This is a genomic window from Nonomuraea spiralis, assembly GCF_014648435.1.
Lineage (GTDB): Bacteria > Actinomycetota > Actinomycetes > Streptosporangiales > Streptosporangiaceae > Nonomuraea > Nonomuraea spiralis.
In genome coordinates this window covers 329281-355002 of the sequence record NZ_BMRC01000005.1, presented here as the reverse complement: position 1 = coordinate 355002, position 25722 = coordinate 329281, and the positions used below count along the sequence as shown (strand labels likewise).

Below are 25722 nucleotides of genomic sequence, written 5' to 3'. Positions count from 1 at the left end.
CGCGGCCCGGGGTTCCTGCGAGGGTGGCCGTGGCCGCTCGCGTCATCTCGGTGGAGCCGTCGATGCCGAGGTAACTACGACAGCCGGCGGCGAGCAGGGTGCGGGCGATGGCGGCGTCCCCGCAACCGAGGTCCAGCACGCGGAGGCCGGCGACCAGCCCCAGTTCGTCAAGGAGTGCTGGTTCCTCCATGACGTGGTTGGGGCTGTGCACCCCGCTGTGGCGGTGCCGCAGGTAGCGGTCCGCGACCTGCGGCGCGTCGTAGAAGGCGCCTCCTTGAACGGGACGAGGTTCCCCAGGCGTATGCGGTGTGATCATGATGCCCAGAATATGTAGACCTGTTCCGCCGGACAGCAGTGATGCCTTCAGTCCAGGAGCCCCAGAGTTTCGGGCGCTTCCCAGGGCGTCCCCTGACGTGACCTACTTGCCTGACAAACCCCAGATAACCCGTCAGGCATGTTCCAGGAAGGCCACTTGCCATACTTGCCTGACGGTTCGCGAGACGATGCCCGCGATATCACAGTGTGATCGAGTGCATCTGTAGCGTTACGCCTGGCTGGTGGTCGTCGTTGTGCTGGGATGGCCCGGTGAGTGAGCGCAAGCCGTACGCGAGCGATTTATCCGATGAGCGGTGGGCGTTGATCGAGCCGGTGCTCACGGCCTGGAAGGCCGCCCACCCATCGGTCAGTGGCCACCAGGGCCGATACACGATGCGTGAGATCGTCAACGCGCTGCTGTACCAGAGCCGGACCGGCTGCCAGTGGAACCTGCTGCCCCATGACCTACCCCCGCGTAGCGCGGTGCTCTACTACTACCGCCGGTGGCGCGAGGATGGCACCGACCAGACCATCCACGACCTGCTGCGCTTTCAGGTACGGGAGAGCAAGGGCCGCTCGGCCGATCCGAGTCTGGTAGTGCTCGACACCCAGAGCGTGCGTGCCGCAGCCGGCGTCCCGGCCGCCACGACCGGCAAGGACGCGGCCAAGAAGGTGCCGGGTCGTAAACGCGGGCTGGCCACCGACGTGCTGGGCCTGGTCATCGCGGTGGTGGTCACGGCGGCCTCGGTGCACGACAACGCCATCGGCACCGCCCTGCTGGACCGGGTCGTGGCCGCCACCGTGCCCGGCAGCGTCCAGAGCGCCCTGGTCGACCAGGGGTTCAAGACCAGCGTGGTCGCTCACGGCGCCACTCACGGCATTCACGTGAAGATCGTCGAACGCAACCCCGCTGACCAGGGGTTCGTCCCCCAGCCGAAACGCTGGATCGTGGAGCAGACCTACGGCACGTTGTCCCTGCACCGCCGCCTGGTACGCGACTACGAACACGATCCGGCCAGCTCCGAATCACGCGTGTTCTGGGCGATGACCGACGTCATGACCCGCCGGTTGACCTCCACCTCCACCTGACGCTCGGCGTGCGCGGGCATCCCGATCCCGGCACCTGGCTGCTGGATCGGATCGACGCCCGCGAGCAGGCGCTGACCGGCCAGATCGAGCAGGCACGGGCCCAGATCGAGGAGCTGACCGCCCGCCTACGGGAACTCGACCAAGACCTCGACCACCTGCGGATCACGCGCAAGACCCTGCTCGCCTTGGCCTCCGAGCCCGATCCGGCACCCCCGCTACCGGCTCCCGCGTTTCCCGGCCACCCTGCCTACCAGCAGATCCTCACGCTCATGGCCGACACTGGCCAGCCCACCCGGGCGCGTGATCTATGCCTGGCGCTGGACCTGCCGTTGGTGCGCAACAACATCGAGAACACTCGCGCCAAGCTGAAACGCCTGGTCACTCTGGGCATCCTCGTGGAGATCGAGCCCGGATTGTTCACCCAGCCGCGTCCCTAGCTTGGCCCCGAGGCCTACGACCGGCGCTCCTCGCGCAGGGCAAGTGATCAAAGGGTCATCGCCTCGCGATCCGCCCTCTCACAGCGTTGAGGGAGCGGCCAGCCGCGTGGAACCGCTCGGCCTGGCCGCTTGGCTTGGCCGCGCCACGCTGATTCAGCAGGCGTCCGCGCCGCCTTCGGGTGCTACGGGGCGGCCTTGAGCAGCCACAGTTCGTTCTCCTCGGAGCCGGGGTTGGCCTGGACCACGCGCTCACCCGGTTCCATGGAGGCGTTGGCGACCGCCAGTACCTTGCCGGAGTGCTTGGCGATGAGTCGGTAGACGCCGGCCACGTGCTCCTTGAGATACCAGATCTGGCTGGGGCTGCCGTTGATGGGCCACTGCATCGCGAAGTTAGAGTTCTGGGAGGCGAATTCGATGTCCAGGGCCTGGCCGGAGTGTTCGGCGATGAACTTGTATCCGCCGTCGGCGGGTTCGAGGCGGAAGATCTGGTTGGTCCTGCCGGTGGGGGTCCACTGGATCACCCAGGCGCCATCGTTCATGGCGTTGTAGATGACGTCGAGGGCGAGGCCGGACTTCTTGTTGATCAGGGTGGCGCGGGCGGGGATGGTCATGGGGTCCTCTCGAACTGGGGCGGGAGGGATAGCGGTGTGCCGTCTCGTCTCCATAAGAGACGATTACGTGCGAGAAATCACCCTTTGGTTGCGGCCACTTGCGGACAGGGTTCCGCTAGGGTCGGGTCACCTCCGCCGCGCCCTCGCACGGCGGCAGCGCGCTCCGCCCTCGCATGGCCATGTCCCGGTACCTGCAGCAGTCCGCCAGCACATCCGCACCGGCTGCTCGAACTCGGAGGAGGGCAAACGAAACCAGCCGCCCGCCCGACCCTCTCGTGGCGGCCCAGCGGGCCATGTGGAGCACGTCCCACAGGCGGCCTGTCGAATCGTTGGCGATGCCCTTGCGGCTATTGTCTGCCTCGTCCTAGGCCACGCAGTCCTCCCAGGCCGCGCGGGTGAGCGCCATGGGCGCAAGGAACCCTGCTTCGCGCGGCAGTGCGCGGGGGACCTCTACCAACGCGCCGTCCTCGATTGCGTCAGCACGGTTAACGGTCACCCAAAATGAGGATGGCCGGGACATCCAGCGTGAAGACGGCCAGGCGAGCAGAAGGCTCTGTCAAAGGGTCATCGCCTCGCGATCCGCCCTCTGACGGTTCGGCCGAACACTAGATAACGGTGATTATCTTGGATTCTTGACCTCTTATCGCAGGTCAGAGCGATATGATCTTGTCGGGCACGTAAGGCATGTCCCTGGCCCGGAATGCATGTCGCTTCGAGGGGTGCCACTGGTGCCGGACCGGAGGGCGGAGGTCCTGCCAGGGGCCTGCGACCACACGTCCAACCGGCCCGAGACGGTCCAGCGTTCCTGTGGCCGCAAACGACCACGGGCACGCTGTTGTCAGCGGTGCGGTACGGGCGGATACTCAGGGCCGCTGACGAGCTGCGCGGCGGATCCTCCAACGGAACGGGACGTGACCGCATGCCCGAGGAAAGCACCAGCCAAGATCCAGCCAGAGCCGAGGCCGACGCCCTCGCCGCTGGGCAGGCCATTTCGTACTCCGTCTCCGACGAGGAGGCGCAGCGGATCTCCCGGGAGTATCTGGACAAGGCCCGCAGGGAATTCGAGGAGCAGACCGCCAAGCTCCCGCACGCCGACCAGGATCGGGCTCGCCAGATCGAGATGGAGCTGAACGCCAACGGTATGCAGGTGTACGTCAACCCGAGATGGTGGGGCTTTGAGATCGTCCTCAACGCTGCAGCCGCCGCAGCCGCCGCCGAGATCTCGGAGCTGGTAGGGGATATCGCCAGCCGCTTCCTCCCCAGGCCGATCGGCCGGTTGGTCGAGCTCTCCTTCCAGATCCGTTCTCTTATCATCCAGGCCATCGGCAGGCACCACGGTTGTCGGCTGGTGTCGCCCTGGTTCGCCCCGGGGATGCTCCTGCCCATCTCTCTGGCCCCCAGGCAGGACACCTCGCTGTGGTGGACGGCCATGGACACCTCCCACAGATGGAGTGACAACGAGAGGTTCCCCGGACACCTGTCCAGGTCCAATCCGGCGCTGGCGGAGTTCCGCGGCCGGCTGTACGCGGTGCACCGCGGGGACCGGGACGAAAACCTCTGGTGGACCGCCTACGACCCCGGCAACAACGAGGGCTGGAGCGACAATGTCGCCTTCCCCAACCACCGGAGCGCCGACGGCCCCGCCCTGGCCGTTTACAACAACTTCCTGTACTGCGTGCATCGCGGCGGTGGCAACGACAGGGGCCTGTGGTGGACTCGCTTCGACGGCAACCGCTGGAGCCCTGACACCCCCATGAGGGGAGCGTCCAGCCGAGGCCCGGCCCTGGCGACCTTCAACAACAGGCTGTACTGCGCTTACCGGGACGCCAACAGCGATCAGATGTGGTGGACCAGCTTCGACGGCTCCCGCTGGAGCGACGACCAGCCGTTCGGCAGCCACTTCACGGCCTCCAACCCCGCTCTGGCCGTCTACGGCGGCGTGCTGTATTGCGTGTTCCGCGGCGGCGGCAACGACCAGCACCTGTGGTGGACCCAGTTCAGGGACACGGGCTGGGTCCCCGCCACCCGGCTGCCCGCCCACCGGAGTGCGGAGGGCCCTGCCCTGGCCGTCTTCAACAACAGGCTGTACTGCGTGCACCGCGGCTCCGGCGACCAGAGCCTGTGGTGGACCAGCTTCAACGGCTCCAGCTGGACCCCTGACATCCGGCTGCCCGGCCATCTGAGCGCTCAAGGCCCCGCCATTGTCTCCTACCGCGAACCCGAAGGCACCGAAGACCAGCTCTTCTGCGTCCACCGCGGTCATGGGTAGAAGCCGTCACTGCGCCGTCAACGACAACGACGCCGCACACGCTCTGCCAGTAGACGGCCGACGGCGACGAATGATCAGAGTGCGGGAGGCCGCCTCGACATGAATGCGCCATCTGGAACTGGGCGGCGTCCCCCTTGGCTGCCCGGCTGACAGCGCTGGGGAGGTTCGCCAAGCGGGCTTGCAGAGGATTCCGCAGGTGACGAACGTGCCTGACAACCCTAGATAACCTGTCAGGCACGTTCCTCGAGAGCCCACATGCCTGACGCCTTCTCGACACCCCAGATGACCTCCGATGTCCTGCCTGCTGGCCGACGCCCGGGGGAGGATTTGCCGTCGGTGATCCGGACGCGGAGATTGTCGATGATCTCGATCAGACGTGGGCGTTGCCGGGGGTCGACCTGAAGCATGGGGCATCGGACACAAGCGAATTCGTGCTGGCAAGGGGCCTGGTAGGGGCGGCCGCAGGTGCCGAGCTCGACACGCCGGAGCAGGAAGTGTTCCTGGAATGAGGTCCATTCCTCCTCGGTCGGCTCGCGGTATTCCTCCGCAGGCCGGGTGGCGACTCAGGAACGCCTGATAGGTGCGGATCAGATCGTCTTGGAACACGGCGAGGTAGTGCTCGGTGGTTCCCAGGTGTTCGTGTCCGAGGATCTTGGCGGCGATGTGCACGGGCAACCCTCCGGTGACGGCATCGGTGGCGAAGGTTTCGCGGCGCCAGCCCCGGCGCCGTTGGAGCAGGTGCGGCAGCGGCGGCCCGGTGACCCGCTCATAGGGGTCGTAGCGACTGACCAGCGGGATCTGGCCGCCCTCGCCTCGAAGTCGGGTGATGATCTCGGCGAGGACGCCGGCGAGTTCGGGCGGAACGAGCAGGAGCCTCTCCTGGTTGGTCTTGGAGGGGACGATCTGCAGCAGCGGGATGATCTCGCCGGTGTCAGGGAGGGAGTATGGGACCAGCGCCAGATGGGTGAGCTCCAGGAGCTCCTCCACGCGGATCCCGGAGTGCCGGAGGATCTCGATGACGGCCCAGGCCCCCGCCCTGCTCTCGTCGTGTTGCGCCAGATGTCATTTTTCCGAAGTCGCGTGCACTCGCCCACCGGGGACTGGTACCACTCGTTTCTGAATCTCATGGTCGACGGGGAGGAATGGCTATGGCGACGATCGGGCTGGCCGCAGCGATCGAGGAACTGCGGCAAGAGCTCTACCAGGCCCAGGCGCAGGGGGCCCAGCAGCAATTCGCCTTTCAGATCGAGGAAGCCGAACTGGAGTTGCTGCTGGAACTGCGCAATGACGTGAAGGGGGAGGGGAAGCTTCAGTTCGGGGTGGCGACCGTGGGCGGGGGCGGGTCGCACTCCTCGGTCCACGGGCACAAGCTGACCCTGAAACTGAAGGTCAAGGACCGGGCCATGGGCGGAGACAGCCCCGAAATCGGCCGTCGGCAGTCCGGCTCCTGGGATGACGAGGGCTGAGTTGGACCGCCGAAGACTGGCTCTGATCCGTGGAGGTGACGCCACGAGGTTCCTCCGCGTCGGTACCGGTTATCTGATCGGGCGTCGCCTGGTGCTGACGGCCCGGCACGTCGTCGAGGCGAGCAAGGGCACCCCATGGGCCCAGATCGTCGTGCGTGTGGGGCACCCCCACGACGCCGACGTACACCGCTGCCTGGCATCGGTGCGCTGGACAGACCCGGAAGAACGCGATGTTGCCTTGCTGCTGCTGGACAACGAGGTCGACGTGCCCGGAACAATCCGCTGGGGCCGCCCCGTCGGCAACACCCCGCTGCCCTATCAAGGTCTTGCCTACCCTTCGGCGACCTTCAAGGACGGGCAGCACAAGGTGGAGCATCTGAGAGGGAAACTCCCTCCTCAGGCCGGCGGCGTCGGCGCCCAGGACCTCTATGTCCTGGACCAGGAGTCTGCACCGGACATGCGGGCAGATGGCGAGCAGGCCTGGTCCGGAGCTTCCGGCAGCGCGGTCTTCTGCCAAGACCATCTCGTCGGCGTCGTCATCCACGATGACCACGCGTTCGCGAACCGCCGCCTGCACGCCTGCCCGGCCCGGACCTTCACCGGCAACCCCGCATTCGCCACACTCCTTCAACGTTACGGTGATGGCCCCCCTGAGCCGGTCGACATCACATCCACACCGCCACACGAGACGCCCGCAACCACCACCCCGAACAGCGCGCACAAGGCAGAGGCCGAAGGACCTGGCCCCGAAATCGATTCGCTGCCGGCCGCAGAACCGGCGGCCGCGATGCAGGGACGAACCGAAACCAACGGTCCGTTCGACATGTCCTGGACCGGCAAGGAACCCTTGTCCACCTACGCCACCATGCTGGGCAAACGGGGCTGGAAAGGGCTGGCGACCTTGACGGCGATCGGGGCGCTGGCGTCGGTCATCGGCTTTTCCCTGATGCCGGGGCTTCGCCTCGAGAAACTGCCCGGTGAGGAGATGCCTCCGGGGTTTGTTCCTCTCATGGTCGGAGTGCTCGGAGCCCTATTTGCCGTCAGCACTTCGATTTCGACGATTGGCCGTGCCTACAGCGAGCATCTGCTCAAAAACAGGGCGGGCTGGGGGCTGTACGTTGGACCGCACTACATGGCGACCACCAGCGTCACGGGACGGCGCGAGTTCGCCTGGGATCAAATCCAGCGCGTCACCATCGAGGCGATCCGGCCCCAAGGCGGCAACGTCGAGGAGCTCAGGGGTACGGCCAGGTATCTGTACACCGGGATCCACATCCGGACCAAGTACGGTCCCGGCGTGGACATGTACCCAGCGGGCTGGCCCTATCCCTGGCCAGGCTCAGTCGCAGGGCGAGGGAACCAGTTCCCCATCTGCGTTCTCGGACCGATGCTGGCGCAGCAGCGAGCCGAGCTGACCCAGGCCCTCGCCAGATACGGCGGTCAGAAATGGAAACCGCCCAAAGCGTGAGGCCGACTTCTGGCGGATTGATCGCCCGGCTCAGCGCTGTCCGATAGAGGTTCCCCTTACGGACACCTCCGGGGGAGGCGAAACGGCCCTGCTCGGGATCGGGAAAGAATGAGGCGGGGATGCCCTGGCCGATCATGAAGTCGCGTTCCCGGTCGTAGGCCTCCCGCGTCCGGGGGAAACAGGTGAAGATGCCGAAGATCTGGCGCTCGGCGGCCGCGTCGCTGCGTGCGGTGTCGAACCATTCCTTCACCTCCTGCTGGGCTTCGGCCCACGACTGATGCATGGCCTCTCGCCCTGCCGTGCGCGCCTGCTCCGCCGTGCCGGGCCGGTCGCCCTCGTAGACGGGCTGGTACGGCTGGACGGTCAGCAGCGGGCCGAGGCTACCGCGCGCGGCGATCTTCCCGGTCCGGATGAGGTCCAGCGCGGTCGCGGCGGCTTCCAGCAGCGCTTCCTGACGCATGGTGTCGAAGGTCTCGTACGGGCGCCATACCGTGATTCCGGCCCGAGGCGGCCAGCCGGCGGTGACCCAGATCTGTTCAAGGGCGGCGGCCGAGTGTCGGCGGACTTGTGAGGTGGACAGGCTGACCTCGTCCAGCAGAGTGCGCAGCAACCGGAGCCAGACGCCGACGTGCACGGATCGGCGGGGCAGGCTGACCGTGCCGGATGTCAGGCCCTGGAACGTGAGCCGGTCCGTAACCAAGATGTGCTCGGGCGCCGCACGGTCCGGCGCAGGCTCCCCCAGCGCCTCGGCGAGCCAGAACGCCCGCTCGGTTTCGAGGCGGCGCCCGTGCGTGGGACAGCTGAGCAGGCCATCAGCGCGTTCTGCGCCTATGCCACCGATCCGGCACACGAGTGGGCGCAGCAGCGCGAGGCCAGGTTCGCCAACCCCCGATCCAGGTCGCGCACGAATGGAACACCGCCGTCCACGTCCAGGACAACGACAGCGACCCGGGCAAGCGGGCGTTCACCCGGCCGGAGCTGGAGGCGTTCTTCGATCACGCCGATGAGCAGGTCGCCCGGATCCGCGCGAGGGCAATCCGGCGGCCTGGCCGTCCGAGCGCGGCCTGCGCGTCGGCTGCCAGCGCCTCAACTCCCGGTTCGTCGCCTACCGGAACGCGCTCGTCCTCGCTCCCGCCTTGGACTTCCATAGTCTGCGAAGGTCGTACGTCACGCACCTGATCGAGGACGGCTGGGATCCCCGGTTCGTCCAGGAGCAGGTCGGCCACGAGCACGCCTCGACGACGGCGATCTACACCTGCGTGTCCTCCGACTTCCGCACCCGCACCCTGAGACGAGCCTTGGACACCACGGTGGCGCTGGCCGCCGTCGCCGCGAAGGACGGCCCGTCGTGAAGCGCAAGGTCACCTACTCTTGGCGGCTGCGGGAGATCATGGCCGCCCACGGCATGTTCGCCACGACCGGGCTGGTCCCGCTGCTCTCCGGACGCGGAATCAAGCTGTCGGCCTCCCAGGTCCACCGGCTCGTCACCGGAACCCCCGAACGGCTGTCCCTGCAGCTCCTGGCCGCGCTCTGCGACATCTTCCAGACCACCCCAACGGATCTCGTCCCGGTCGAGGCCCAGAACGCCGGAGTCCGCAAGACCGCTGACGGCGACGTCCCCGCCCCGCGGCCTCCCGCCCATCTGCGGCCCCGACGAGCCCGGATCACCCCGAGGGATGAGCGTGGTGTCGCGTGTCAGGGTGCCGCTCATGGCCCCCGGAATCGGTACGGATCGGCTCCCGCTGCTTGACCAGCGTTTTCCGCGTGGCTGGCACGACGCGGTCAAAAATAGGAGGTCAGGGTGACGGCGCCTCATTCGTGAGCGTCTGGTGCCCCTGGTATGGATCCGTAGCAGGAGAGGCTCATCATGGCTGGAGTGTCAGGCTCAACCTCATCAGCTCAGCCCGAGCGCCCGGGCAGGAGGGATGGGGTGTGCAGCGAGTTCACCGTCTTTTCCAAGATCAAGCCGGGCCACGCGGACGCGCTGCGTGCGGATCTCGCCGAGCTCGCCGAAGGGTCGGCCGACGTGGAAGCCCGTGCGGCGCTGCGCCAGATCGGCACCCTGCACGACGCACGCCACGTGATATTCGACAACGACACCCGGCACATGTTCGCGAGCGTCTTCGACGGTTCCTGGGACACCTACATCGACGACTTCGGCAAGACGGCAGTCGGGGCCCGCTTCGACAAGGTCTTCTCGCATACCGAAGGGTTTCCTGGCGTCGCCGATCCGGGGGTGAAGGACTGGTTCCTCGCCCGGCAGGCGCCTGCGGGGGTCTTCGTCAGCTCCTATCCCGATCTGACCGTTCAGCGGATCTGGAAGGACCAACGCGTGAACGAGGCATTCCAGGCGGTGCTGGACACCCCCGAGTTCCGGGCGGCGCTGGACAACCCGGCCAACGCCGAACTGCTGGCCACGCCGGCCTTCCAGAAACTGATGGAGGAAGCCGCAGGCTGAAGCCCTGAAGACGACCACCTTCGAGGCGGGCAGTCGCCGGGGTTGTCCAGATAAAGACCGATGCGGAGGCACAAGCGATCATGAACGCGGCGGCGAGCACGAGCGGAGCCAGTGTGCGCATCGAGGTTGACGACATCCAAAGCGGGGCGGTGCATCCGCGGCCCATGCCGTATGTGGGACGGTTCGTCTTCCTGCGCGTGGAGGACCGCCATGCCGGGCGTTCGTTGCTGCGGCGGCTGCTGCCGGCGATCGAGGGTGGCTTCGTCAGCGTGGATCCGAGCCGGGATGCCTGGGTCGCGGTGGCGTTCACCTACCAAGGGCTGAGGGCGCTGGGGGTGCCGCAGGAGTCGCTGGACAGCTTTCCGCAGGCGTTTCGCCAGGGCATGGCTGCGCGTGCGGACCTGATCGGTGATGTGGGCGAGAGTGCCCCGGCCCACTGGGAGCCACCGTTCGGAACGGGTGAGGTGCATATCGCGTTGAGCGCACTGTCTCCCGATGCGGCGCGGCTGGACAAGGCTCTGGAACGGGCCCGCGTCGCCTACCAGGACACCCCTGGTGTCCGGGTGATCTGGCAGCAAGAGGTCCGCCAGCTCCCGACCGGGCGTACCACCTTCGGCTTCCGCGACGGCATCAGTCATCCGAACATCGAGGGCCTCGGGCTGCCCGGCTCCAACCCCCGGGAAGCACCGCTCAAGGCAGGCGAGTTCATCCTCGGCTACCCCGATGAAACCGGCAATCTGCCGCCCATGCCCAGCCCCGAGGTGCTGGGGCGCAACGGGACCTATGTCGCTGTGCGCAAGATTCACACCAAGGTGGCGGCCTGGCGCCGATACCTGCGCGCGAACACCTCCAGCGCCCAGGACGAGGCGCTCCTGGCGGCGAAAATGGTCGGGCGCTGGCCCAGCGGGGCGCCGTTGACGCTGACCCCGGAGCACGACGATCCGGAACTGGGCGCCGACCCGCACCGCAACAACGACTTCCTGTACCGGGAGAACGACGATCGCGGCTTCAGGTGCCCCGCCGGCGCGCACATCCGGCGTACCAACCCCCGCGACGCCACCATCATCGGCGACGCGCGGATGCACCGCCTCATCCGCCGCGGCACCAGCTACGGTCCGCCGCTGCCGGAGGGCGTGCTGGAAGACGACGGCGCCGACCGGGGCCTGGTCGGAGTCTTCATCGGAGCCCATATCGAGCGGCAGTTTGAATTCATCAAGGCCGAGTGGGTCAACGACGGCAACTTCATCGGCTTCCCCGGCGAGAAGGACCCGGTAGCCGGGCATCACGGCGGGACCGGCATCGTCACCATCCCGGGCAAGCCGATCCGGCGCCGCCTGCAGAATCTGCCCAGCTTCGTGGTCACCCGAGGCGGTGAGTACTGCTTCGTGCCGGGCCTGCGCGCTGTGCGCTGGCTGGCCGAACTGGAGGGCTGAGGGCCTGCCCGCCCCCTTTGCCCTGGAGGTCGTCCAGCGTGAAGGTCACGGCAGCACCTCAGCTGCGCTGTGTGGTTCCCGGCGCCGCTGGTGGTTGAGCCGGTGACGCTGCAGGGAGGAGCGGCGGTAGACCTCCTTGCGGGCCCGCATGATCTCACCGAGCGGGGCGTGTTCGGCCGTGACCCGCCACGGGGTGAAGGAGAGCGCGTCCATCTTCGTGAGGGTTTCCTCATCTGAGATGTCCTGCTGCGGCAGCCGCAACTTGGCGACCGTGACGAACGGGGACAGCCGCTCGGGCCACTCGACGGTGAGGTCCTCCACCGGCATGTGCTCCAGGTCGGCGCAGAGCTGGACCTGGATGTCGAACGCGTAGGGCCGCTCACGCATCTCGGCCACCAAGGCCGGCCGGAACACCTCCTCCGCCGAGGTCATGTCGATGGCGCGATGGACCACCGCAGCCGCGCGGCCCGGGTCGGGGGCAAGACGGACCTTGGCGATGTGATCGCCGTGCCGGACCGCGCCCATCGTCCAGTAGGACGAGAGCAGCACGTTCACAAGCGGCCGCGCCGCCACCGTGAGGAAGGCCAGGAACTCATCCCACGCCCATGCCTCGGGCTCCAGGGTGCCCTTGCCGGTCACGAATTCGCGGTAGAAGCGATGCCGCCCGGGCGGGCCCTGGGCGAAGTACTTCGGCGCGTCCAGGAACAGCTCCTGAATGAACAGGTAGTGCTCCAGGGTGTTGCAGAAGAAGACCGGCGCGTTGATGAGGGCGTAGTCGAAGGTGCCGGTGTCGGGCTCGTCCTCCAGCAGGGTCGGGCCCCCGATGCCGAACATCTTCAACGCCAGCCCGGTCGCGCGGCCGAGCCGCGCGTCGGCGCCCGCGTGCGGCGAGCCGTTGGAGAAGCGCACGAGCGCGTCATGCCGTCCCGGCGTGGCGTAGATGCCTTGCGCGTACGCGGCGGGAAGCCGGTCGAGGATCTCAACTTCGCCCCTGACGATCCCGTATCCCTTGGCGTGCGCGTCACGGACCGCCAGGCCGGTGCCCTCGGCGTCAACCGAATCGGCGATGAATCGCTCGGTCTTGGCGATCACCGTCTGCAGCATCTCGTCAAATTGTGGACAGGCGGCTTCGATGTCCGGGGTGTATGGGATGAATCGCGATGGCATGCGCTCGATCAGCTCCGCTTGTTTGCCGCTCGACTGCGGGACAACACCGTCAATCCAGACCCGGGGGCGGCAGGATCACGTGTAGTCCCAGGTCACAGCTCAGCGTAGGCAGGTCGACGGGAGGAACGCGGGCTCGAAGACAGCCATTTGGGCGTCAAATTGTCAGCGGATCGCCAAAGAATCGCTTATTCATGCCCCCGGGAACCCGTCGCTTGCTGGCCCAACGACTCGCCGCCGGATCGGGCACCGCGCAGGGGGCGATACGCCGGGTGAGACGATGGCGGGGAAGGGCTCCCCAGGCAGGTCAGCGGGTCAGGTCCGCGGCGCCGAGCCGACCAGGTCATCCCGACCGGCACATGGAGACCGTCATGGATAAAGCTCTCGGGGACATTCTGGGCCTGGCCGCCGGCGTCGCGGTCAGCCCGCTCCCGATCGTCGCGATCATCCTCGTTCTGGCCACACCACAAGGACGTCTCAACGGACCGCTGTTCACCCTCGGCTGGGTAGCAGGACTGTCGGCGCTGGGCGGCGTGATGCTGGCGATCGGCGGAGCGGGAGGTTCCTCTGTCCACCATCAGCCGGCCACCTGGGTGGGAGCGCTCAAGCTGGTCCTGGGCGTCCTGCTCGTCCTATTCGGTATCCGGCAATGGCGGCACCGCCCCACCGACGCCTCACAAGCCGAACTGCCGAAGTGGATGGCCGCGATCGATCGCTTCAACCCGATCAAAGTCTTCGGGCTCGGATTGGCTCTGTCGGCGGCCAACCTCAAGAACGCGCCATTGACCCTCGCCGCCGCCGCCTCGATCAGCTCCTCCGGACTCGCGGCCGGACAACAGATCGTCTCCCTGGCCGTCTTCGTGATCATCGGCTCTCTCGGGATCCTGGCCCCGCTCGCGGTCTTCCTGTTCCTGGGCGATCGAGCCAAGAGCGTGCTCAGCAGTTGGAAGGACTGGGCGGCACAGCACAACGTCGCCGTCATGGCCGCCCTGCTCTTCGTACTCGGACTGAAACTGCTCGGCGACGGCCTCGGCATCCTCATCTCCTGAAGCCGACGGCACCCCCTGACGTGGCGGGGCGGCCCGTGACGAAGCGCCGGCGGGAACGCATGACCTCACGATGGCTTGATGCCCGTCTCGGGCTCCGGGACATCGGCGCGTCAGCGATCTTGTGAGACACCGACGGCGGGCAGGTGTCTGAGCTGTTCATCTCCGGGGAACCGATCGCACTCGTCGGCCGCCGGGTGATGCAGACCCTCCTGCACGAGGCCGCCCATGGGCTCGCCGACGTGAGAGGCATCCAGGACACCGGTAACAAGCACCGGTTCCACAACCAGCGCTTCGTCCGCCTGGCCAGGGAACTGGGCCTGGAACCGCCCGCCACCAAGGACGACGTGCTCGGCTGGAGCGAATGCCGCATCACCGACGCCACCACCGAGCGCTACAAGGACGCGATCGCGGTCATCGACGCCGAGCGGCTGCCCTACCGGCGCAGCGCCTGGGTGGCCTACCTGCGGAAGTGGGGCGACGGCCAGGACGGTGGGCAGGCAAGCGACCCCGGCGGCGACCAGCACGCCCACGCGCACAGTGACCGCTCAAATAATCCCAGGTCAGAGATAGGTTCGTTGGATTATCCGCGATTGCTACAACTGCCGCTAGACCCCAGGACGTCGGTGAACACGATTACGAGAATCGACAGAAACGTGATCACGCCCCCGGGCCCGGCCGACCGTCCCGCGAACGACCGTTTCCGGGACGGCTGATTCCGGCCGTTGGGACGGCAACCGGGGTCGCGGCCGCCGCCTTCTCCCCGCAATCTGGGGCGTGAAGGTCACGAGCTCGAACAGCCGGCACGCCAGAGTGTCAGCAGGCAATCCTTCCTGGTATTGCCGCTTTCCCCCGATCACGGCGTCCGGGCAACCGCAAATTCCCTGGTTCGCCGGATCGGTGTCCGGTTGGGGACTGACGGCTGTTCCGCCTGGAGGAGTTGGGCGATGCTCGTGAGCAGACCCCCATCCGTGACCGGTCCCACAGGGATCGGCGCTCGGGGTTCGCGAAAGGAGCCTCCACGATGCCCTCACCCCGGCTCGGCTCTCCGGCCGCTCAGACCTACTGGTACGACTACGGCGACCTGCGGATCGCGTTCACCGACCAGTTCGCCCTGGACTACCAGGACAAGGGCAGCGGTGCCACCATGTACGGCCGGTTCTGGCACCCGGTGCTCCCGCAGTGGGCCGTCGACGACGGTGGCTGGTGCTGGCTCGGAGGGATGGCCTGGCCGAACAGCGACTACGACGGCAACCCGAACGGCTACCGCGTCGGCGTCATCGTCAAGGACCACGGCGGCACCGGCGTGCTGGCCGCGCCGACCGGCTGGAGCGAGTGCTACTGCGACGACGGCACCGGTGCCGACATGTACGGCAAGGTGTACCGCCCGACGCCGCCCGACGGCTACGTCGCCCTGGGCGACATCTTCACCGGCGGCAGCAGCAACTGGGTCACCCCCGACAACAGCAAGGCCCCGTGGAACAACTTCCGCTGCGTGCGCGCCGACTACGCCCACACCGGCAGCTACGGCCCGATCCTCTGGAACACCGACGGCGCGGGCGCGATGGCCAAGGAAGACGAGACCATCTGGTCGGTCAACACCGACCTCAACGGGCAGACCTTCAGCCAGCAGGCAGACCACGCGCTGATCGGGATCACCGGGTTTATCGGCAAGAGCAACCTGAACAGCAGCCCGCCAACCGACCCGCCGCCCATGGTGCTGATGGTCCCGGTGCCGCAGATCAAGGTGAGCGACCCGCCCGCACCGCCCTACCTGGACTCCTTCGACCCGCCGGACGACCACACCACCCCCGTCAACGACTACTCGGTGGTGGTGCCGTTCGCGGCGATCACCGACACCGAGCTGACACTGGAGCAACACGTCTACGGCAACGCCTTCTACACCCTCAAGCACTACACCGGGTACCGCAACATCCGCTTCATCGACAACCAGCACGGCGCCTCCCAGACCGAGCCCGAGTCGGTCCAGGTCGACGTCGGCGTCAGCGAGTCCCAGAGCCAGACCTACTCGGCCTCCTACGGGGTGACGGTCGGCTACGACGTCGGTGTCGAACTGTCGATCGAATCTGATGACGCCTCGGTCGGCGGCCACTTCTCCTTCTTCTCCAGCACCACCCGGCAGCTTGGCTACTCCACGACCACCGATGTCGATGTGATGATGTCGGGCACCGTGACCGACAGCGTCTCCGCCCCCGCCAACAGCAACGCCGCCCTGTGGGCACGCGAGTCGATCATCGCGCCGTGCCGCCCGGACGGGACCTGCATCGACCCCAACGGCGGCCTGTCCTTCACCGACCACACCAGCCTGGTCGACAGCACCTACCCCGATCACGCACCCAGCTCGTAAACGATCGCGCCCGCGCGCGTGATCCTGTCAGAAAAGTAAGAAAATCCGGCTCGCGAACGCCGTCAGGACATCCGGCATAGCGCTCAACGGGACCACGGGTGCGCTGTGGTCCCGTGTCGGGCCGACGGCTCTCGAAGGCGATCACGGTGTCCGGCGTAGCCTGGATAGGTGGCTGGTCAAGGCCTCGTAGGCGTCGACCGGCGCGATCACCGGGCGGGCGCCTACGGGTGACGGGGCGGCTGTCACGTCCGGGTGTGTCACGACCATGACGGTAGGCCGAGACCCGGGTCGCGCGTGTCAGGATTTGCGGCGATCACTTCGCCGTATGCGTAGAGGCCGACAACGGCTCCGCCCACTGCGCCGCCAGTGGCACCGCGACGGTGCTCACGCCGCGCTCACACTGGTCGCAGGGCACGTCGGGGGGCCTGGTGCTGGAGCCGCGCGGTAGAAGAAGGTGCCCTCCGGGGCGGCGGGGTCGAGGTTGCCGAGGGTCGTGGCGGCGAACTCGCCGACCTCGGCCACCAGCGGCGGCTCGTACACCTTCACCAGGCCCGGTCGCATGTCCTGCTCCATCTGATTCACCTCCTTTCATGATCAGACGATGGGCCGTCCCCCACAGTGACCCGCTTCTGTGCTGGGTACGCGTGGCACATAAGGTCACATTTCTGCTGTTGTCACGCTCTCCGACCAGCCCTCTTGGCCTTTCCGGCTTATTTGCTCTGCTCCCCGTTTCCGGCTCGTGCCCTTGTTCGCCAAGGAGCTCAACGTCCCCATCCCGGCCGTCCGCAAGCCGGGCACGGCCTGGGCCCAGCTGCCCCGCCCGGCCGCGGCCGATGCCGAGCCGGCCGGGCATGCGCGGATCGGCTACGCCCGCGCCTCCACTGTTCGCCAGCCGCTGGACACCCAGCTCGGCTTGGCTACGAGTTGATGAATCGTGGGGCGCTTTGTGATCACCGATCGCATTGGCGTACGGGTTCCGGAGGTGATCAGCCGGAAAGGGGGTGGGCCCCTCCGGAGAGGGGCCGCAGAACGGTCCTGGGCGACGGGATCTCGTCACTCGATGGCGGAGCGGGCACCCCTCCGTCAGCGCAGGGCCGAGAGGTCGAGGTCAGAGTTCGTCGCGTGAGGGGTTGGGATAGTTCCAGCCGGCGTTGAAGGTGTGCAGGACCCGTACGTACCGGCGGACCTGGTTGACGTTCTCGATGGTCCCGATGCCGGGGATGAAGGGGACGGTCGGGGTCGAGGTGTTACCCGCTCCTACGAGGTTCCAGTAGAAGTTGGACAAGACACCCCAGTTGTTCTCCAGGTTCTGCTGCCACGCCTCCAATCCGTAGCGGCCCCAGCCCCAGTCGCCGACCGCGGCGCGGAAGACGCCTTCGAGGTCGTTGAAGCGGGCGGCTTCCGAGGTCATCTGGATGAGCAGCATGAGGGAGCGGGCGGTGTTCTGGGTGTTGGTGTTGGCCGAGGTCTGGTTGGCGAGCTGGAGGATGGACGCCCGGATGTCGTTCCAGTAGATCGGCATGCTCGACCGGTCGCGCCCGGCGGCCTGGACGAGGGCCTGGTAGTTGCCTCCGAAGGGCAGGTTGGTGAGGGATGTGTCGATGGGGGCGCGGTTGAAGCTGGCGTCGTTGAAGGTGTAGGAGGTCCCGCTGCCCTGGGGGGAGAACCCGACGACGTACAGGTTGTCGGGCTGGACCCACAGGTCCACCGCCCGTCGGTTGCCACTGTCGTCATGGGCCGACAGCGAGACCCGGACGATCCCCTCCCCTGTAGAGGCGTTCTGCGTGTACTGCGTACCGTCTCGCCAGGTGTCGGAGACCGCGGCGCGCAGGCTGGCCAGGAACGTGGAGTAGGCGATCGTCTGCTGACTGCTGGGCGCATCCCCCAGGTCCAGCCAGACATGGTTGATCGACCCCTCTCCGGTGTGCGCGGCGGCGGGCCCGGCAGTGGAGAGCAGGCCGGCTACGACGGCCACGGACACCGTGAGGGCGAGCAGTGCCCGGCGAATTCTGCCGTGTCTGGGCGGGGTACGTCGGTGGTATCGGGGCATGGTCGACTCCTGCCTTGGGCGAGTGCTCATAGGGGCTCGGTGTTCTCCACCGAGGTGGTCAGGCCGGTACTCGGGGCCGGTGTGGGCATGTCACCGAATGCATGCACGTGCCGTACGGCATTGAGGTGTTCGCCGTGGATGGGGCGCTGGAAGCGGCGGGGCACGGGTCCGGCGGGGGGGGTCGCGGGCGGTGTCCTGTGCGGCTATGCCTGGGAGGCCTGCTCGATGAGGTCGGCGACCGCGTCGGGCCGGGACAGGTAGACGGCGTGGCTGCCGACGACCTCGACAACGGTCGCTCCGGCGCGCTCGGCCATGGTCCGCTGGGCCGGGGGCGGGATCATGCGGTCCTCGGTGGCGACCAGGTACCAGCTCGGCTTGGTACGCCAGGCCGGCTCGGTGACCGTACCGCCGAGGGCGTCCACGCCCCACGGCACCTGGGAGTCCGCCATGAACGCGGCCACCTGGCCGGGCAGGTCAGCGGCGAACGAGCCGTGGAATTTGTCGCGGTCCAGGAAAAGGAAGCCGTTCACGGGAGGGAGGATGGGCGGCACCGGCGCGCCGGGCGGCGGGTCGGCGATGAGGGTGTTGACCGACTCGCCCTTGTCGGCGGCGAAGGCGGCGATGTAGGCGAGGGCGGCGACGTTGGGGTGGGTGCCGGCCTGGCTGATGACGACCCCGCCGTAGGAGTGGCCGACCAGGACGGCCGGGCCGTCGAGAGCGTCGAGGACCTGGCGGGTCGCGGCGACGTCGCCCTCCAGCGACAGCGTCGGGTTCTGCACGACGTGGACGCGGAAGCCGTGCCTGGTCAGCTCGTCGTAGACGCCCTGCCAGCCCGATCCGTCCACGAAACCACCGTGCACGAGCACGATGTTCCTGATGGTGGTCATGGTCGCTCCTGACCTGGAGGGACAGACCCAACGCCTGTCCTGGTGCCCTTAATCCAAGTCGCGCGCACGCGGCCCGGCCACGCAGAACAGGACGCAGAAGTGGCGCGCAACCCGGGCCCCCGTCGAGCTCGCCGGCTGGGGTCAGGGCGTGGCGTTCGCCAGGTCGCGGCAGCGGCTGCTCGCCTCGGTGAGCTTGGTGATCGCCTCAGAGCGGCGGCCGAGCGACCCCGGACATTCGCCGATGCGGGCAAGCGCGATCGGTCGGGTGAACGCCACTACGTTGGGCCTCATCCCCGACTGGTCGTCATTCAGCGGCGCCCACAAGCCGAGGTACCGTTCCAGTGCCTCGGTGTAGCGTCCTCCATCGCGAAGGCAGCTGCCGAGGGAACCCGGACACTGACTGTAGGAATCGATGTCGCCGTCGGCCTTGAACATCTCCGCCGCCCGGTTTCCGACGCAGTGGCCTCGTCGAGCCGTCCGAGCCTTTGAAACGCGCCTGCCGCGTGGTGGTGGGCCGTGGCGATCTGCCACGTGGCGCCACTGCGGGGAGCCAGGTCCAGCGCCTGGGCTGTGTACCGCAGTGCGGTCTCCGGGTCGTCGCGCGGTACCAGATGGACCCAGGCCGGCAAGTTCAGTTGCCCAGCCTGCCGGGCCGCGCATGGCTGCACAAGTAGCGGCCCTCACGCGCGGGGAGGGCCATTCCCTGGTGTCCAACCTCGGGCGCAATGCGGCCGGCGGCGGCCAGGTGGGGCAGCTGATGCAGCGTCCAGCCTTCCCCATGTGGGTCGAGCTCAGCGGCGACCTTCGATGATTACCGCGATATTCTCACTGCTCTCATTTCTTTCCCTTGTGCCACTCTCGCCGGGCGTGCCCGAGCACCGGCCTCGGCGGGTTCAGCGCTCGCAACCGGGGACCTTTCTCGTCGGGAAAAGGGCCCTCACTGTCGCAGGAAGAGATCGCGCGTCGCGAGGCTTTTCAGTTTTGACTCAACCGTGCTGTCCAGCACCCTCCGCGGCCGCTGGACGCACGCTACGACTGCGACGTGGAGGAGCGGATGCTCAAGATTCACTTCACCCCCGCGGACCTGGCGCGTGTGCGCCTGGTGCCGACGCTGGGCGCCTTGGCCGAGACCCTGTTCAGCCTGAACGCGCTGCGCGGACGGGTGGAGGAGCCGACCTTCGGGGCCTGGCGGCGCCGGGTGCGAGCCGGACTCGACTCCCGGTTCTCGGTCCTGGCCGACATCACGCCGGGGCGAAGGCCCTGCTTCGACCAGACCTTCCTCGCCCGGCCCGATCGTGACCTGTCCGAGAGCGCCGGTGCCTTCCTGGTCAGCCCTCCCCGGAGCGTCCGGGCGGAACCGGACTTCTACGCTGGTCGGCGCGGCAGGGTGCCTGACTTGTTGGCCGGGCTCGCCGACGCCCTCAGCGCCCGGCGGGAGGTCCTGTCCACAGTGGAGGCGTACTTTCACGCCGCGGTCGGCCCCCATTGGAGGGGCATCCGCGCGCACCTCGACGCCGAGCGCGCGCAACGTGGCACGATCATGCTCGACCGGGGCGTCGACGGCCTGCTGTCCAGCCTGCACCGCACCATCCGGTGGACGGCGCCGACCCTGCGCATCGACTGCGACCCGGCGCTCGACGGCGATCTCCTCCTGGACGGACGAGGGCTGGTGCTGATGCCGTCGTTCTTCCTGCGCAAGCCGGCCGTGATGCACGACGCGAACGACTGGGCCGACTGCATCCTGATCTACCCGGCCACGGTAGGCCTCGACCAGGCCGCGAACGTCTGGACGGGCGACGCGCCCTCGGGGGCGCTGGGCAACCTCCTCGGGCGTACCCGCGCGTCAGTGCTCATCGCCATCGCCGACGGCATGCCTACCACCGGCGCCCTGGCCGGGCGCCTCGGCATCTCAGCGGCCGCGGTCAGTCAGCACACCGCCGTACTGCGCGAGGCAGGGCTGATCACGACGCGCCGGCATCACGGCAGCGTCCTGCACACCCCTACACAGACCGGTCTGACGCTCCTCAACCGCTGGCACGGCTAGCTGGACCATCAGGTATTGGGCCCCAGCCGATGGTCGATGAGACTTTTCCCGGTACTTGGCACTTTTGCGAGCAAGGTGGCAGTGGCACCTGATCATGGCTGAGTCTCGGGTTGCGGTCTTCGGCGCCGTCCGCGCGATTCCGGCTCCCAGGGTTGGAGTTCGGCGATGTCGAGGGTCGGTTCGGTGTCAGCGTCGCAGCGTGCGGCGAGTGCGTGGGCGTATTTGCTGATCCGATTGCGGATGGTCAGGTTGGCGCCGGTGCGGGTGGCTGGTGTGCGGAACAGGGCGATCTTGTTCTTGAGGGCGCGGGCGGCGCTGGCTTCTTGGTGGCGAAGTTTGGTGAGCCTCGGGCTGTGGAGGTGCTCGGCTTGGGTGGCCTCGGCCCGGATGAGGGCGGTTCCGATCGCGGGATCTTGCGGTCCGAGGTAGGGGCCCGCCTGGTAGACGTCGGTGCAGATGGCCTGCCAGTGGTCGACGGGGATCTCCCAGTCGTGGAGGGCTCGTCTGCGGCGGGCGTAGTCGGTGCGCCGTCTGGTCTGATCAAGGCTGTTGGCGAGCTGCTCGACGATGCTTTCGAACTGTGGCCATAGGCCGGTTCCGGCGATCTGGCGGCGGAGCACCACGAACGAGGTTCCTGCGGCGGTGACGGAGATGCCGAGAGCCGCGGCGCATTGCTTCCAGGTTCCGCCGGCAGTCATCTCGACGAGTTTGATGGGGGTGACGCGCCGCAGATGTCGTGGTGTCCACCGGTTGGGGTTGGGGATACGGCTGGCGAAGCCCGCGACGTAGTCGTCATACCAGGTCTGCCCGCAATATCGAGCCTCCTTCAACGCAGTCACTCACAACACGCGGCCTCACGTCGCAACCAAGGTTCTCCCGGTCTCCGTCTTGCCCCGGCCTCGGCGTATGACGCTGGAGGCCCGTCTTCCCACCGTGTGGGAAGACGGGCCGGATCCGTGTCTAGCGGTTGTTGTTACCGCACCAGTCGACCCAGATGTGGCCGCTGCCGTTGTCGTGCACGCGCCTGCCCAGCGGCTCGCGCTGCCACGCGTCGGCGCCGTCGTTGACCCAGGAGAACACGTAGTTGATGTCCGTGCGGCGCAGGTCCCAGTAGTCGCCGTTGCCGATGCACGCGTAGGCGCTGCCCGACCAGGGCGCGTAGTCGTAGATGTTCACGTCGTCGTACGGGCCGGGGTAGCCGTTGTTCCACACCACGTCCACCGTGTTGTTCCAGCCGGACGGCCAGCCGTTGTAGGCGTCGCCCGTGTACAGCAGCGCCTTGTTCATGTCGTCGGACCAGACGTAGAAGTTGCCGTCGGCGTTGAGCGCCCGCACCGGCAGCCCCGACTGGATCTTCGGCTTGCCCTCGGGCCGCTGCGGCTTGACCGCCTCGACCGCCGGCCTGGCCGCCTCGGAAGTGGGCGCGGGGGCCGGCTCGGCGTAGGCCGCCGTCGAGGCGGTCAGCACCGCGGCGACGGTCATGACGCCGAGCAACGCGTTCCTCAGAACCTTCATGATGGGTTTTCCTCTCCCTGTTCAGCGATGAGCGATTTCCTGATCAGCGCACGCGCCCTCGGCAGCGCCGCCTCGCGCAGGCTGCGCGCGTTCCGGTACTCGGCCGGATAGCGCGCCTCCAGCGCGGCGGCGTTGGCCTTGTCGAGGTCGCGTGCCGTCCTCGACAAGCCGGAGGAGGCCGCGCAGCGTGCTTCCGCCGTCGCGGCCCGCCGGTCGCGGTCCTCCGCGCCGCCCTCCTGGTCGGCCAGACGCTCCCTGCGCAGAGCCAGAGGCGTGTCGGCGGTGAACCCGGCCGCCTTCATGCACGCGGACCAGCGCTGACGCGCGGCCCCGTAGGCGGGGTCGGCCTGGGTCTGGCCGATACGCATCTGGACGAGCGTCTGGGTGACCCTGCTGGCGCGGAACCAGCGCGCCTTGTCCCCGTAGAGCTCCTGCCACGCCTGCGCCACGCAGCCGCCGGCACTGTGACCCACCGTGCCGCCGACGGGCAGCGCCGCCTCCAGGACGGCGGACCGGTCGCCGTGGTAAGCGGTCAGCCAGGCGCGCCTTTTCCCCTCCGGCAGGCCGCGAAAGTAGTTCTGCGCGGGGACGGCCGCCTTTTCCAGCTCCTTTCTCGCCGCCCTGCCGTACCCGTTGTTCCGCGCCCATTCCTCGTCGTCCACGACAAAGGGAAAACGGTCCATGTCCGGAGTCCTGCTTTTCGGCTCCGGCCAGTACCGCAGGCCCCGCCCGCTCATGCAGGCGCCGATGAGAACCTGCTCGGCCTGCTGGAGAACGTCGGCTTCCACCGGCGCAACCGGCGCAACCGCGCATCCGGCAAGCACGGCCAGCCCGATCAGGGCATGCCTCAACTGTCGTCCTGACACGTGAATTCCCCCGAAGTGGACTCGCCTGAGGTCGGGTCGGGCCGCCTTTCCACGGAAAGGCGGCCCGCTCACTGTCGCAGGAAGAAATCAGCTGCCGCGAGGCTTGTAAGTCCTGGCTTAATCCCGCCGCTCAGCGACGTGCGTGGCCGATCGGCGGCGTTCCGTGACGGATATGGCGACGTGTTTGGGGGGCGAATGCACAGGATTCACTTCACCAGCGACGACCTGGCGCGGGTCAGGGTGGCGCCGACGCTGGGCCCGATGGCCGAGACCCTGTTCAGCCTGACCATGCTGCGCGGACGGTCGGGAGAGGCGACGTTCGGCGCGTGGCGGCGCCGGGCCCGTGCCGGGCTGGACTCCCGGCACGCGATACTCGGGGCCGTCCTGCCGTCCCGAGGACCCAGCTTCGACCTGGTCAACCTGGCCGGCCCCGGACACGAGTTCGCCGAGAGCGCGGAGCGCTTCCTGTCCAGGAGCCGGCACGCGGTCCAGGCGGAGCTCGACTACTACGCCGACCATCACGGCCGGGTGCCGGCGGTTCTGGCCGGGCTCGTCGACAGCCTGGCCGCCCGCCGGGAGGCGCTGGCCACGGTGGAGGGCTACCATCGGGCCGCCGTCGCGCCGCACTGGGCACGCATCCACTCCCACCTCGTCGCCGAACGCGCCCGGCGCGGCACGATCCTGCTCGACCATGGCGTCGACGGCCTGCTGTCCAGCCTGCATCCGGACGTCCGCTGGGCGCCGCCGACGCTGCACGTCCGCAACGGCGACGAGAGCCCCGCCGAGCTGACGCTCGACGGGCGGGGGCTGCTGCTGGTGTCCTCGTTCTTCCTGCGGGTCCCCACCGTGATGTACGACCCGAGGTGCCTCACCGGCGGCCTCCTGGTCTACCCGGCCACGCTCGACGCCGACCAGGCCGCGAACGTCTGGACGACCGGCACGCCGGCGAACGCGCTGGCCGATCTTCTCGGCCGCACCCGGGCGGCGATCCTCACCGCCATCGCCGAGGGGGTGACCGGCACCGGCGTCCTGGCCCGAAGCCTGGACGTCTCCTCAGCGGCCATCAGCCAGCACACCGCCGTGCTGCGCGAGGCGGGCCTGATCACCACCCGCCGCCATCACGGCGGCGTCGAGCACCACCCCACCCAGATCGGTCTGACCCTCCTCGACCGGCATGACACACCACACCCGGCCCCCTGACGCCACTCGGCCACCCGCGAGCACCGAGCTCCACGCTCTCCATGGCCCTGCACCTGCCTCCATTCATGGCGCATCACGTGGAGGCCCCGCCCGTGGTGGTGACCGAAAGGGAATTCGCCGGCGTACCCGTGGCGCATCTCTGGGTTGTCGGCGATGGACTGGCCGAGGAGATCGCGCCCTTGGAGTTCGCTGATGGCGGTAGCAAGGTCTTGGGTCGCGACCAGATGGGTGTAGACGTGGGTCCAGACGCCTCGGGTGCTCTTCGTGATGTCGGGGCCGTTGTCCCACTTGTAGGTACCAGACAAAACGATGGAGGGACGGCCGTCAAAGACGGCTTCGTGCACGTCTGGAAGGTCGGTCTCGTCGGCGATCCACTCGGCGCCGGTCTTCGCGACGGTGGGCGCCCAGTCGTAGATGGGTACCCACGGGCGGGGGTCTGGTCGGCGGGGGCGTACTCGAGGATGGTAGGGGCGGCCTGCCGTGAGATGCCGGTGTGCGGCCCGGGGACGGCGGGCGCCGGCGGGTCCCAGCTGTCGGGGGTTTTGGGGGCATGGTCGGAGACGACGCCGATGAGGCGGTTGAGCGCTATCCACTGGTACTTCTTGCCGATGCGTTCGATCCAAGCGGGCTTGGGCCAGCCACTGCCGAACCTGCCAAGAACGTACCCGGCGAAGGCCGCGTGGAGTCGGGGCTGGTACCCGAGGCGTATGACTTCGGTGACGTTCCATCACGCGGCGGAGGGAAGGTCGATGCCGGGACGGTCGCGAAGTTCGGGGCTGAGCTGGTAGGTGAAGAAGTCGTCGCCGGTGGCCGAGTGGACCAGCTTCGGGTAGCCGCTGGTGTCGTACTTGGCGATGTCTGTGCCGGTAGGCCAGACGAGGGGCCAGTCGCTGGTGCAGGGCGGCCGGAACTGGTCGACGGCGACGTCAGCAGGCAGAGCTGCGCGGCTGTTGGCTGCTTCGAGGATGCTGCGGGCGGCATCGCGTACGGCGGCGTTCGGGGTGACGGCCGACGGCATGGAGAAGATGTTCCTCCA

Annotated in this window: 26 protein-coding genes; 15 read left to right on the top strand and 11 right to left on the bottom strand. The window is 67.9% G+C overall.

The annotated features are described in order from the left end of the window. Positions 1-316, bottom strand: a 316-nt coding sequence (locus IEZ27_RS14690; protein WP_189647686.1) for a class I SAM-dependent methyltransferase, incomplete at its 3' end; no start/stop codon positions are given. A gap of 269 nt (positions 317-585) precedes the next feature. Between IEZ27_RS14690 and IEZ27_RS14685 the strand changes: the two genes are divergently transcribed. Further along, complete coding sequence (locus IEZ27_RS14685; RefSeq protein WP_189647685.1) at positions 586-1404, top strand: IS5 family transposase; 819 nt, start codon at positions 586-588, stop codon at positions 1402-1404. 8 nt (positions 1405-1412) lie between these two features. Beyond that, positions 1413-1841, top strand: a complete 429-nt coding sequence (locus tag IEZ27_RS14680; RefSeq protein WP_229823983.1) for a hypothetical protein — start codon at positions 1413-1415, stop codon at positions 1839-1841. A gap of 182 nt (positions 1842-2023) precedes the next feature. On the opposite strand, the gene IEZ27_RS14675 is transcribed toward IEZ27_RS14680, so the two are convergent. After that, a complete protein-coding gene (locus IEZ27_RS14675; RefSeq protein WP_189647684.1) occupies positions 2024-2452 on the bottom strand; it encodes an RICIN domain-containing protein in 429 nt (142 codons plus the stop codon). Positions 2453-3371: 919 nt separating this feature from the next. On the opposite strand from IEZ27_RS14675, the gene IEZ27_RS14670 reads away from it, so the two are divergent. From IEZ27_RS14670 to IEZ27_RS14640, 7 genes are all read left to right on the top strand, one after another. Further along, complete coding sequence (locus IEZ27_RS14670; protein ID WP_189647683.1) at positions 3372-4721, top strand: hypothetical protein; 1350 nt, start codon at positions 3372-3374, stop codon at positions 4719-4721. A gap of 1148 nt (positions 4722-5869) precedes the next feature. Further along, positions 5870-6187: a trypco2 family protein gene (locus IEZ27_RS14665; protein WP_189647682.1), complete on the top strand. Its 318-nt coding sequence runs from the start codon at positions 5870-5872 to the stop codon at positions 6185-6187. Beyond that, a complete protein-coding gene (locus IEZ27_RS14660; protein WP_229823982.1) occupies positions 6174-7655 on the top strand; it encodes a trypsin-like serine protease in 1482 nt (493 codons plus the stop codon). Before IEZ27_RS14665 ends, IEZ27_RS14660 begins: the two co-directional genes overlap by 14 nt. 1064 nt (positions 7656-8719) lie before the next feature. Then, positions 8720-9007 (top strand): tyrosine-type recombinase/integrase, encoded by a 288-nt coding sequence (locus tag IEZ27_RS14655; protein WP_189647887.1) that lies wholly within the window; start codon positions 8720-8722, stop codon positions 9005-9007. Continuing rightward, complete coding sequence (locus IEZ27_RS14650) at positions 9004-9405, top strand: helix-turn-helix domain-containing protein (RefSeq protein ID WP_229823981.1); 402 nt, start codon at positions 9004-9006, stop codon at positions 9403-9405. The genes IEZ27_RS14655 and IEZ27_RS14650 overlap by 4 nt, the downstream gene beginning before the upstream one ends. Positions 9406-9585: 180 nt before the next feature. Beyond that, on the top strand, positions 9586-10113 hold the full coding sequence (locus IEZ27_RS14645; protein ID WP_229823980.1) for a hypothetical protein: 528 nt from the start codon (positions 9586-9588) through the stop codon (positions 10111-10113). 113 nt (positions 10114-10226) lie between these two features. Continuing rightward, on the top strand, positions 10227-11546 hold the full coding sequence (locus tag IEZ27_RS14640) for a Dyp-type peroxidase (RefSeq protein ID WP_229823979.1): 1320 nt from the start codon (positions 10227-10229) through the stop codon (positions 11544-11546). A gap of 45 nt (positions 11547-11591) precedes the next feature. Here IEZ27_RS14640 and IEZ27_RS14635 read toward each other — a convergent pair whose 3' ends face one another. Further along, positions 11592-12650, bottom strand: a complete 1059-nt coding sequence (locus IEZ27_RS14635; protein ID WP_229823978.1) for a catalase family protein — start codon at positions 12648-12650, stop codon at positions 11592-11594. 419 nt (positions 12651-13069) lie between these two features. Here IEZ27_RS14635 and IEZ27_RS14630 point away from each other — a divergent pair, with 419 nt between their 5' ends. The 3 genes from IEZ27_RS14630 (at position 13070) to IEZ27_RS14620 (ending at position 16124) form a co-directional block, all read left to right on the top strand. Next, on the top strand, positions 13070-13759 hold the full coding sequence (locus IEZ27_RS14630; RefSeq protein ID WP_229823977.1) for a GAP family protein: 690 nt from the start codon (positions 13070-13072) through the stop codon (positions 13757-13759). Positions 13760-13902: 143 nt separating this feature from the next. Next, positions 13903-14472, top strand: coding sequence for a hypothetical protein (locus IEZ27_RS14625; protein WP_189647677.1), 570 nt, complete (start codon positions 13903-13905; stop codon positions 14470-14472). Between the two features lie 308 nt (positions 14473-14780). Continuing rightward, positions 14781-16124 carry a hypothetical protein gene (locus tag IEZ27_RS14620; protein WP_189647676.1) on the top strand — a complete coding sequence of 448 codons (1344 nt, stop codon included), beginning with the start codon at positions 14781-14783 and terminating at the stop codon, positions 16122-16124. Between the two features lie 384 nt (positions 16125-16508). Here IEZ27_RS14620 and IEZ27_RS14615 read toward each other — a convergent pair whose 3' ends face one another. Continuing rightward, entirely contained in the window at positions 16509-16697 is a 189-nt protein-coding gene (locus IEZ27_RS14615) for a lasso RiPP family leader peptide-containing protein (RefSeq protein WP_189647675.1), read from the bottom strand. A gap of 166 nt (positions 16698-16863) precedes the next feature. On the opposite strand from IEZ27_RS14615, the gene IEZ27_RS14610 reads away from it, so the two are divergent. After that, complete coding sequence (locus IEZ27_RS14610) at positions 16864-17052, top strand: hypothetical protein (protein ID WP_189647674.1); 189 nt, start codon at positions 16864-16866, stop codon at positions 17050-17052. A 180-nt stretch (positions 17053-17232) separates the two neighbouring features. Here IEZ27_RS14610 and IEZ27_RS14605 read toward each other — a convergent pair whose 3' ends face one another. From IEZ27_RS14605 to IEZ27_RS14595, 3 genes are all read right to left on the bottom strand, one after another. Beyond that, positions 17233-18174, bottom strand: coding sequence for a ribosome-inactivating family protein (locus IEZ27_RS14605; protein ID WP_189647673.1), 942 nt, complete (start codon positions 18172-18174; stop codon positions 17233-17235). A gap of 203 nt (positions 18175-18377) precedes the next feature. Further along, complete coding sequence (locus tag IEZ27_RS14600) at positions 18378-19061, bottom strand: alpha/beta fold hydrolase (RefSeq protein ID WP_189647672.1); 684 nt, start codon at positions 19059-19061, stop codon at positions 18378-18380. A gap of 141 nt (positions 19062-19202) precedes the next feature. Continuing rightward, a complete protein-coding gene (locus IEZ27_RS14595) occupies positions 19203-19496 on the bottom strand; it encodes a hypothetical protein (RefSeq protein ID WP_189647671.1) in 294 nt (97 codons plus the stop codon). Positions 19497-20115: 619 nt separating this feature from the next. On the opposite strand from IEZ27_RS14595, the gene IEZ27_RS14590 reads away from it, so the two are divergent. Then, the gene (locus IEZ27_RS14590) at positions 20116-21105 is read left to right on the top strand and encodes an ArsR/SmtB family transcription factor (RefSeq protein ID WP_189647670.1); all 990 of its coding nucleotides are present in this window, start codon (positions 20116-20118) and stop codon (positions 21103-21105) included. Between the two features lie 92 nt (positions 21106-21197). Here the strand turns inward: IEZ27_RS14590 and IEZ27_RS14585 are convergent, their stop codons facing one another. The 3 genes from IEZ27_RS14585 to IEZ27_RS14575 all read right to left on the bottom strand — a co-directional run bounded on the left by IEZ27_RS14585 (position 21198) and on the right by IEZ27_RS14575 (position 23471). Then, on the bottom strand, positions 21198-21944 hold the full coding sequence (locus IEZ27_RS14585) for a hypothetical protein (RefSeq protein WP_189647669.1): 747 nt from the start codon (positions 21942-21944) through the stop codon (positions 21198-21200). Between the two features lie 121 nt (positions 21945-22065). Beyond that, entirely contained in the window at positions 22066-22620 is a 555-nt protein-coding gene (locus tag IEZ27_RS14580) for a hypothetical protein (RefSeq protein ID WP_189647668.1), read from the bottom strand. After that, positions 22617-23471: a hypothetical protein gene (locus IEZ27_RS14575; RefSeq protein ID WP_189647667.1), complete on the bottom strand. Its 855-nt coding sequence runs from the start codon at positions 23469-23471 to the stop codon at positions 22617-22619. Before IEZ27_RS14575 ends, IEZ27_RS14580 begins: the two co-directional genes overlap by 4 nt. A 210-nt stretch (positions 23472-23681) precedes the next feature. Between IEZ27_RS14575 and IEZ27_RS14570 the strand changes: the two genes are divergently transcribed. Next, on the top strand, positions 23682-24686 hold the full coding sequence (locus IEZ27_RS14570; RefSeq protein ID WP_189647666.1) for an ArsR/SmtB family transcription factor: 1005 nt from the start codon (positions 23682-23684) through the stop codon (positions 24684-24686). 727 nt (positions 24687-25413) lie between these two features. Here IEZ27_RS14570 and IEZ27_RS14565 read toward each other — a convergent pair. After that, positions 25414-25704, bottom strand: a complete 291-nt coding sequence (locus tag IEZ27_RS14565; RefSeq protein ID WP_189647665.1) for a hypothetical protein — start codon at positions 25702-25704, stop codon at positions 25414-25416. Between the last annotated feature and the right edge of the window lie 18 nt (positions 25705-25722).

Coding starts and splice junctions, on each gene's coding strand:
- IEZ27_RS14590 (WP_189647670.1), top strand. CDS start 20,116: ATGCTCAAGATTCACTTCACCCCCGCGGACCTGGCGCGTGTGCGCCTG.
- IEZ27_RS14630 (WP_229823977.1), top strand. CDS start 13,070: ATGGAGACCGTCATGGATAAAGCTCTCGGGGACATTCTGGGCCTGGCC.
- IEZ27_RS14620 (WP_189647676.1), top strand. CDS start 14,781: ATGCCCTCACCCCGGCTCGGCTCTCCGGCCGCTCAGACCTACTGGTAC.
- IEZ27_RS14580 (WP_189647668.1), bottom strand. CDS start 22,620: ATGAAGGTTCTGAGGAACGCGTTGCTCGGCGTCATGACCGTCGCCGCG.
- IEZ27_RS14665 (WP_189647682.1), top strand. CDS start 5,870: ATGGCGACGATCGGGCTGGCCGCAGCGATCGAGGAACTGCGGCAAGAG.
- IEZ27_RS14605 (WP_189647673.1), bottom strand. CDS start 18,174: ATGCCCCGATACCACCGACGTACCCCGCCCAGACACGGCAGAATTCGC.
- IEZ27_RS14675 (WP_189647684.1), bottom strand. CDS start 2,452: ATGACCATCCCCGCCCGCGCCACCCTGATCAACAAGAAGTCCGGCCTC.
- IEZ27_RS14570 (WP_189647666.1), top strand. CDS start 23,682: ATGCACAGGATTCACTTCACCAGCGACGACCTGGCGCGGGTCAGGGTG.
- IEZ27_RS14565 (WP_189647665.1), bottom strand. CDS start 25,704: ATGCCGTCGGCCGTCACCCCGAACGCCGCCGTACGCGATGCCGCCCGC.
- IEZ27_RS14670 (WP_189647683.1), top strand. CDS start 3,372: ATGCCCGAGGAAAGCACCAGCCAAGATCCAGCCAGAGCCGAGGCCGAC.
- IEZ27_RS14660 (WP_229823982.1), top strand. CDS start 6,174: ATGACGAGGGCTGAGTTGGACCGCCGAAGACTGGCTCTGATCCGTGGA.
- IEZ27_RS14615 (WP_189647675.1), bottom strand. CDS start 16,697: ATGGAGCAGGACATGCGACCGGGCCTGGTGAAGGTGTACGAGCCGCCG.
- IEZ27_RS14600 (WP_189647672.1), bottom strand. CDS start 19,061: ATGACCACCATCAGGAACATCGTGCTCGTGCACGGTGGTTTCGTGGAC.
- IEZ27_RS14595 (WP_189647671.1), bottom strand. CDS start 19,496: ATGTTCAAGGCCGACGGCGACATCGATTCCTACAGTCAGTGTCCGGGT.
- IEZ27_RS14635 (WP_229823978.1), bottom strand. CDS start 12,650: ATGCTGCAGACGGTGATCGCCAAGACCGAGCGATTCATCGCCGATTCG.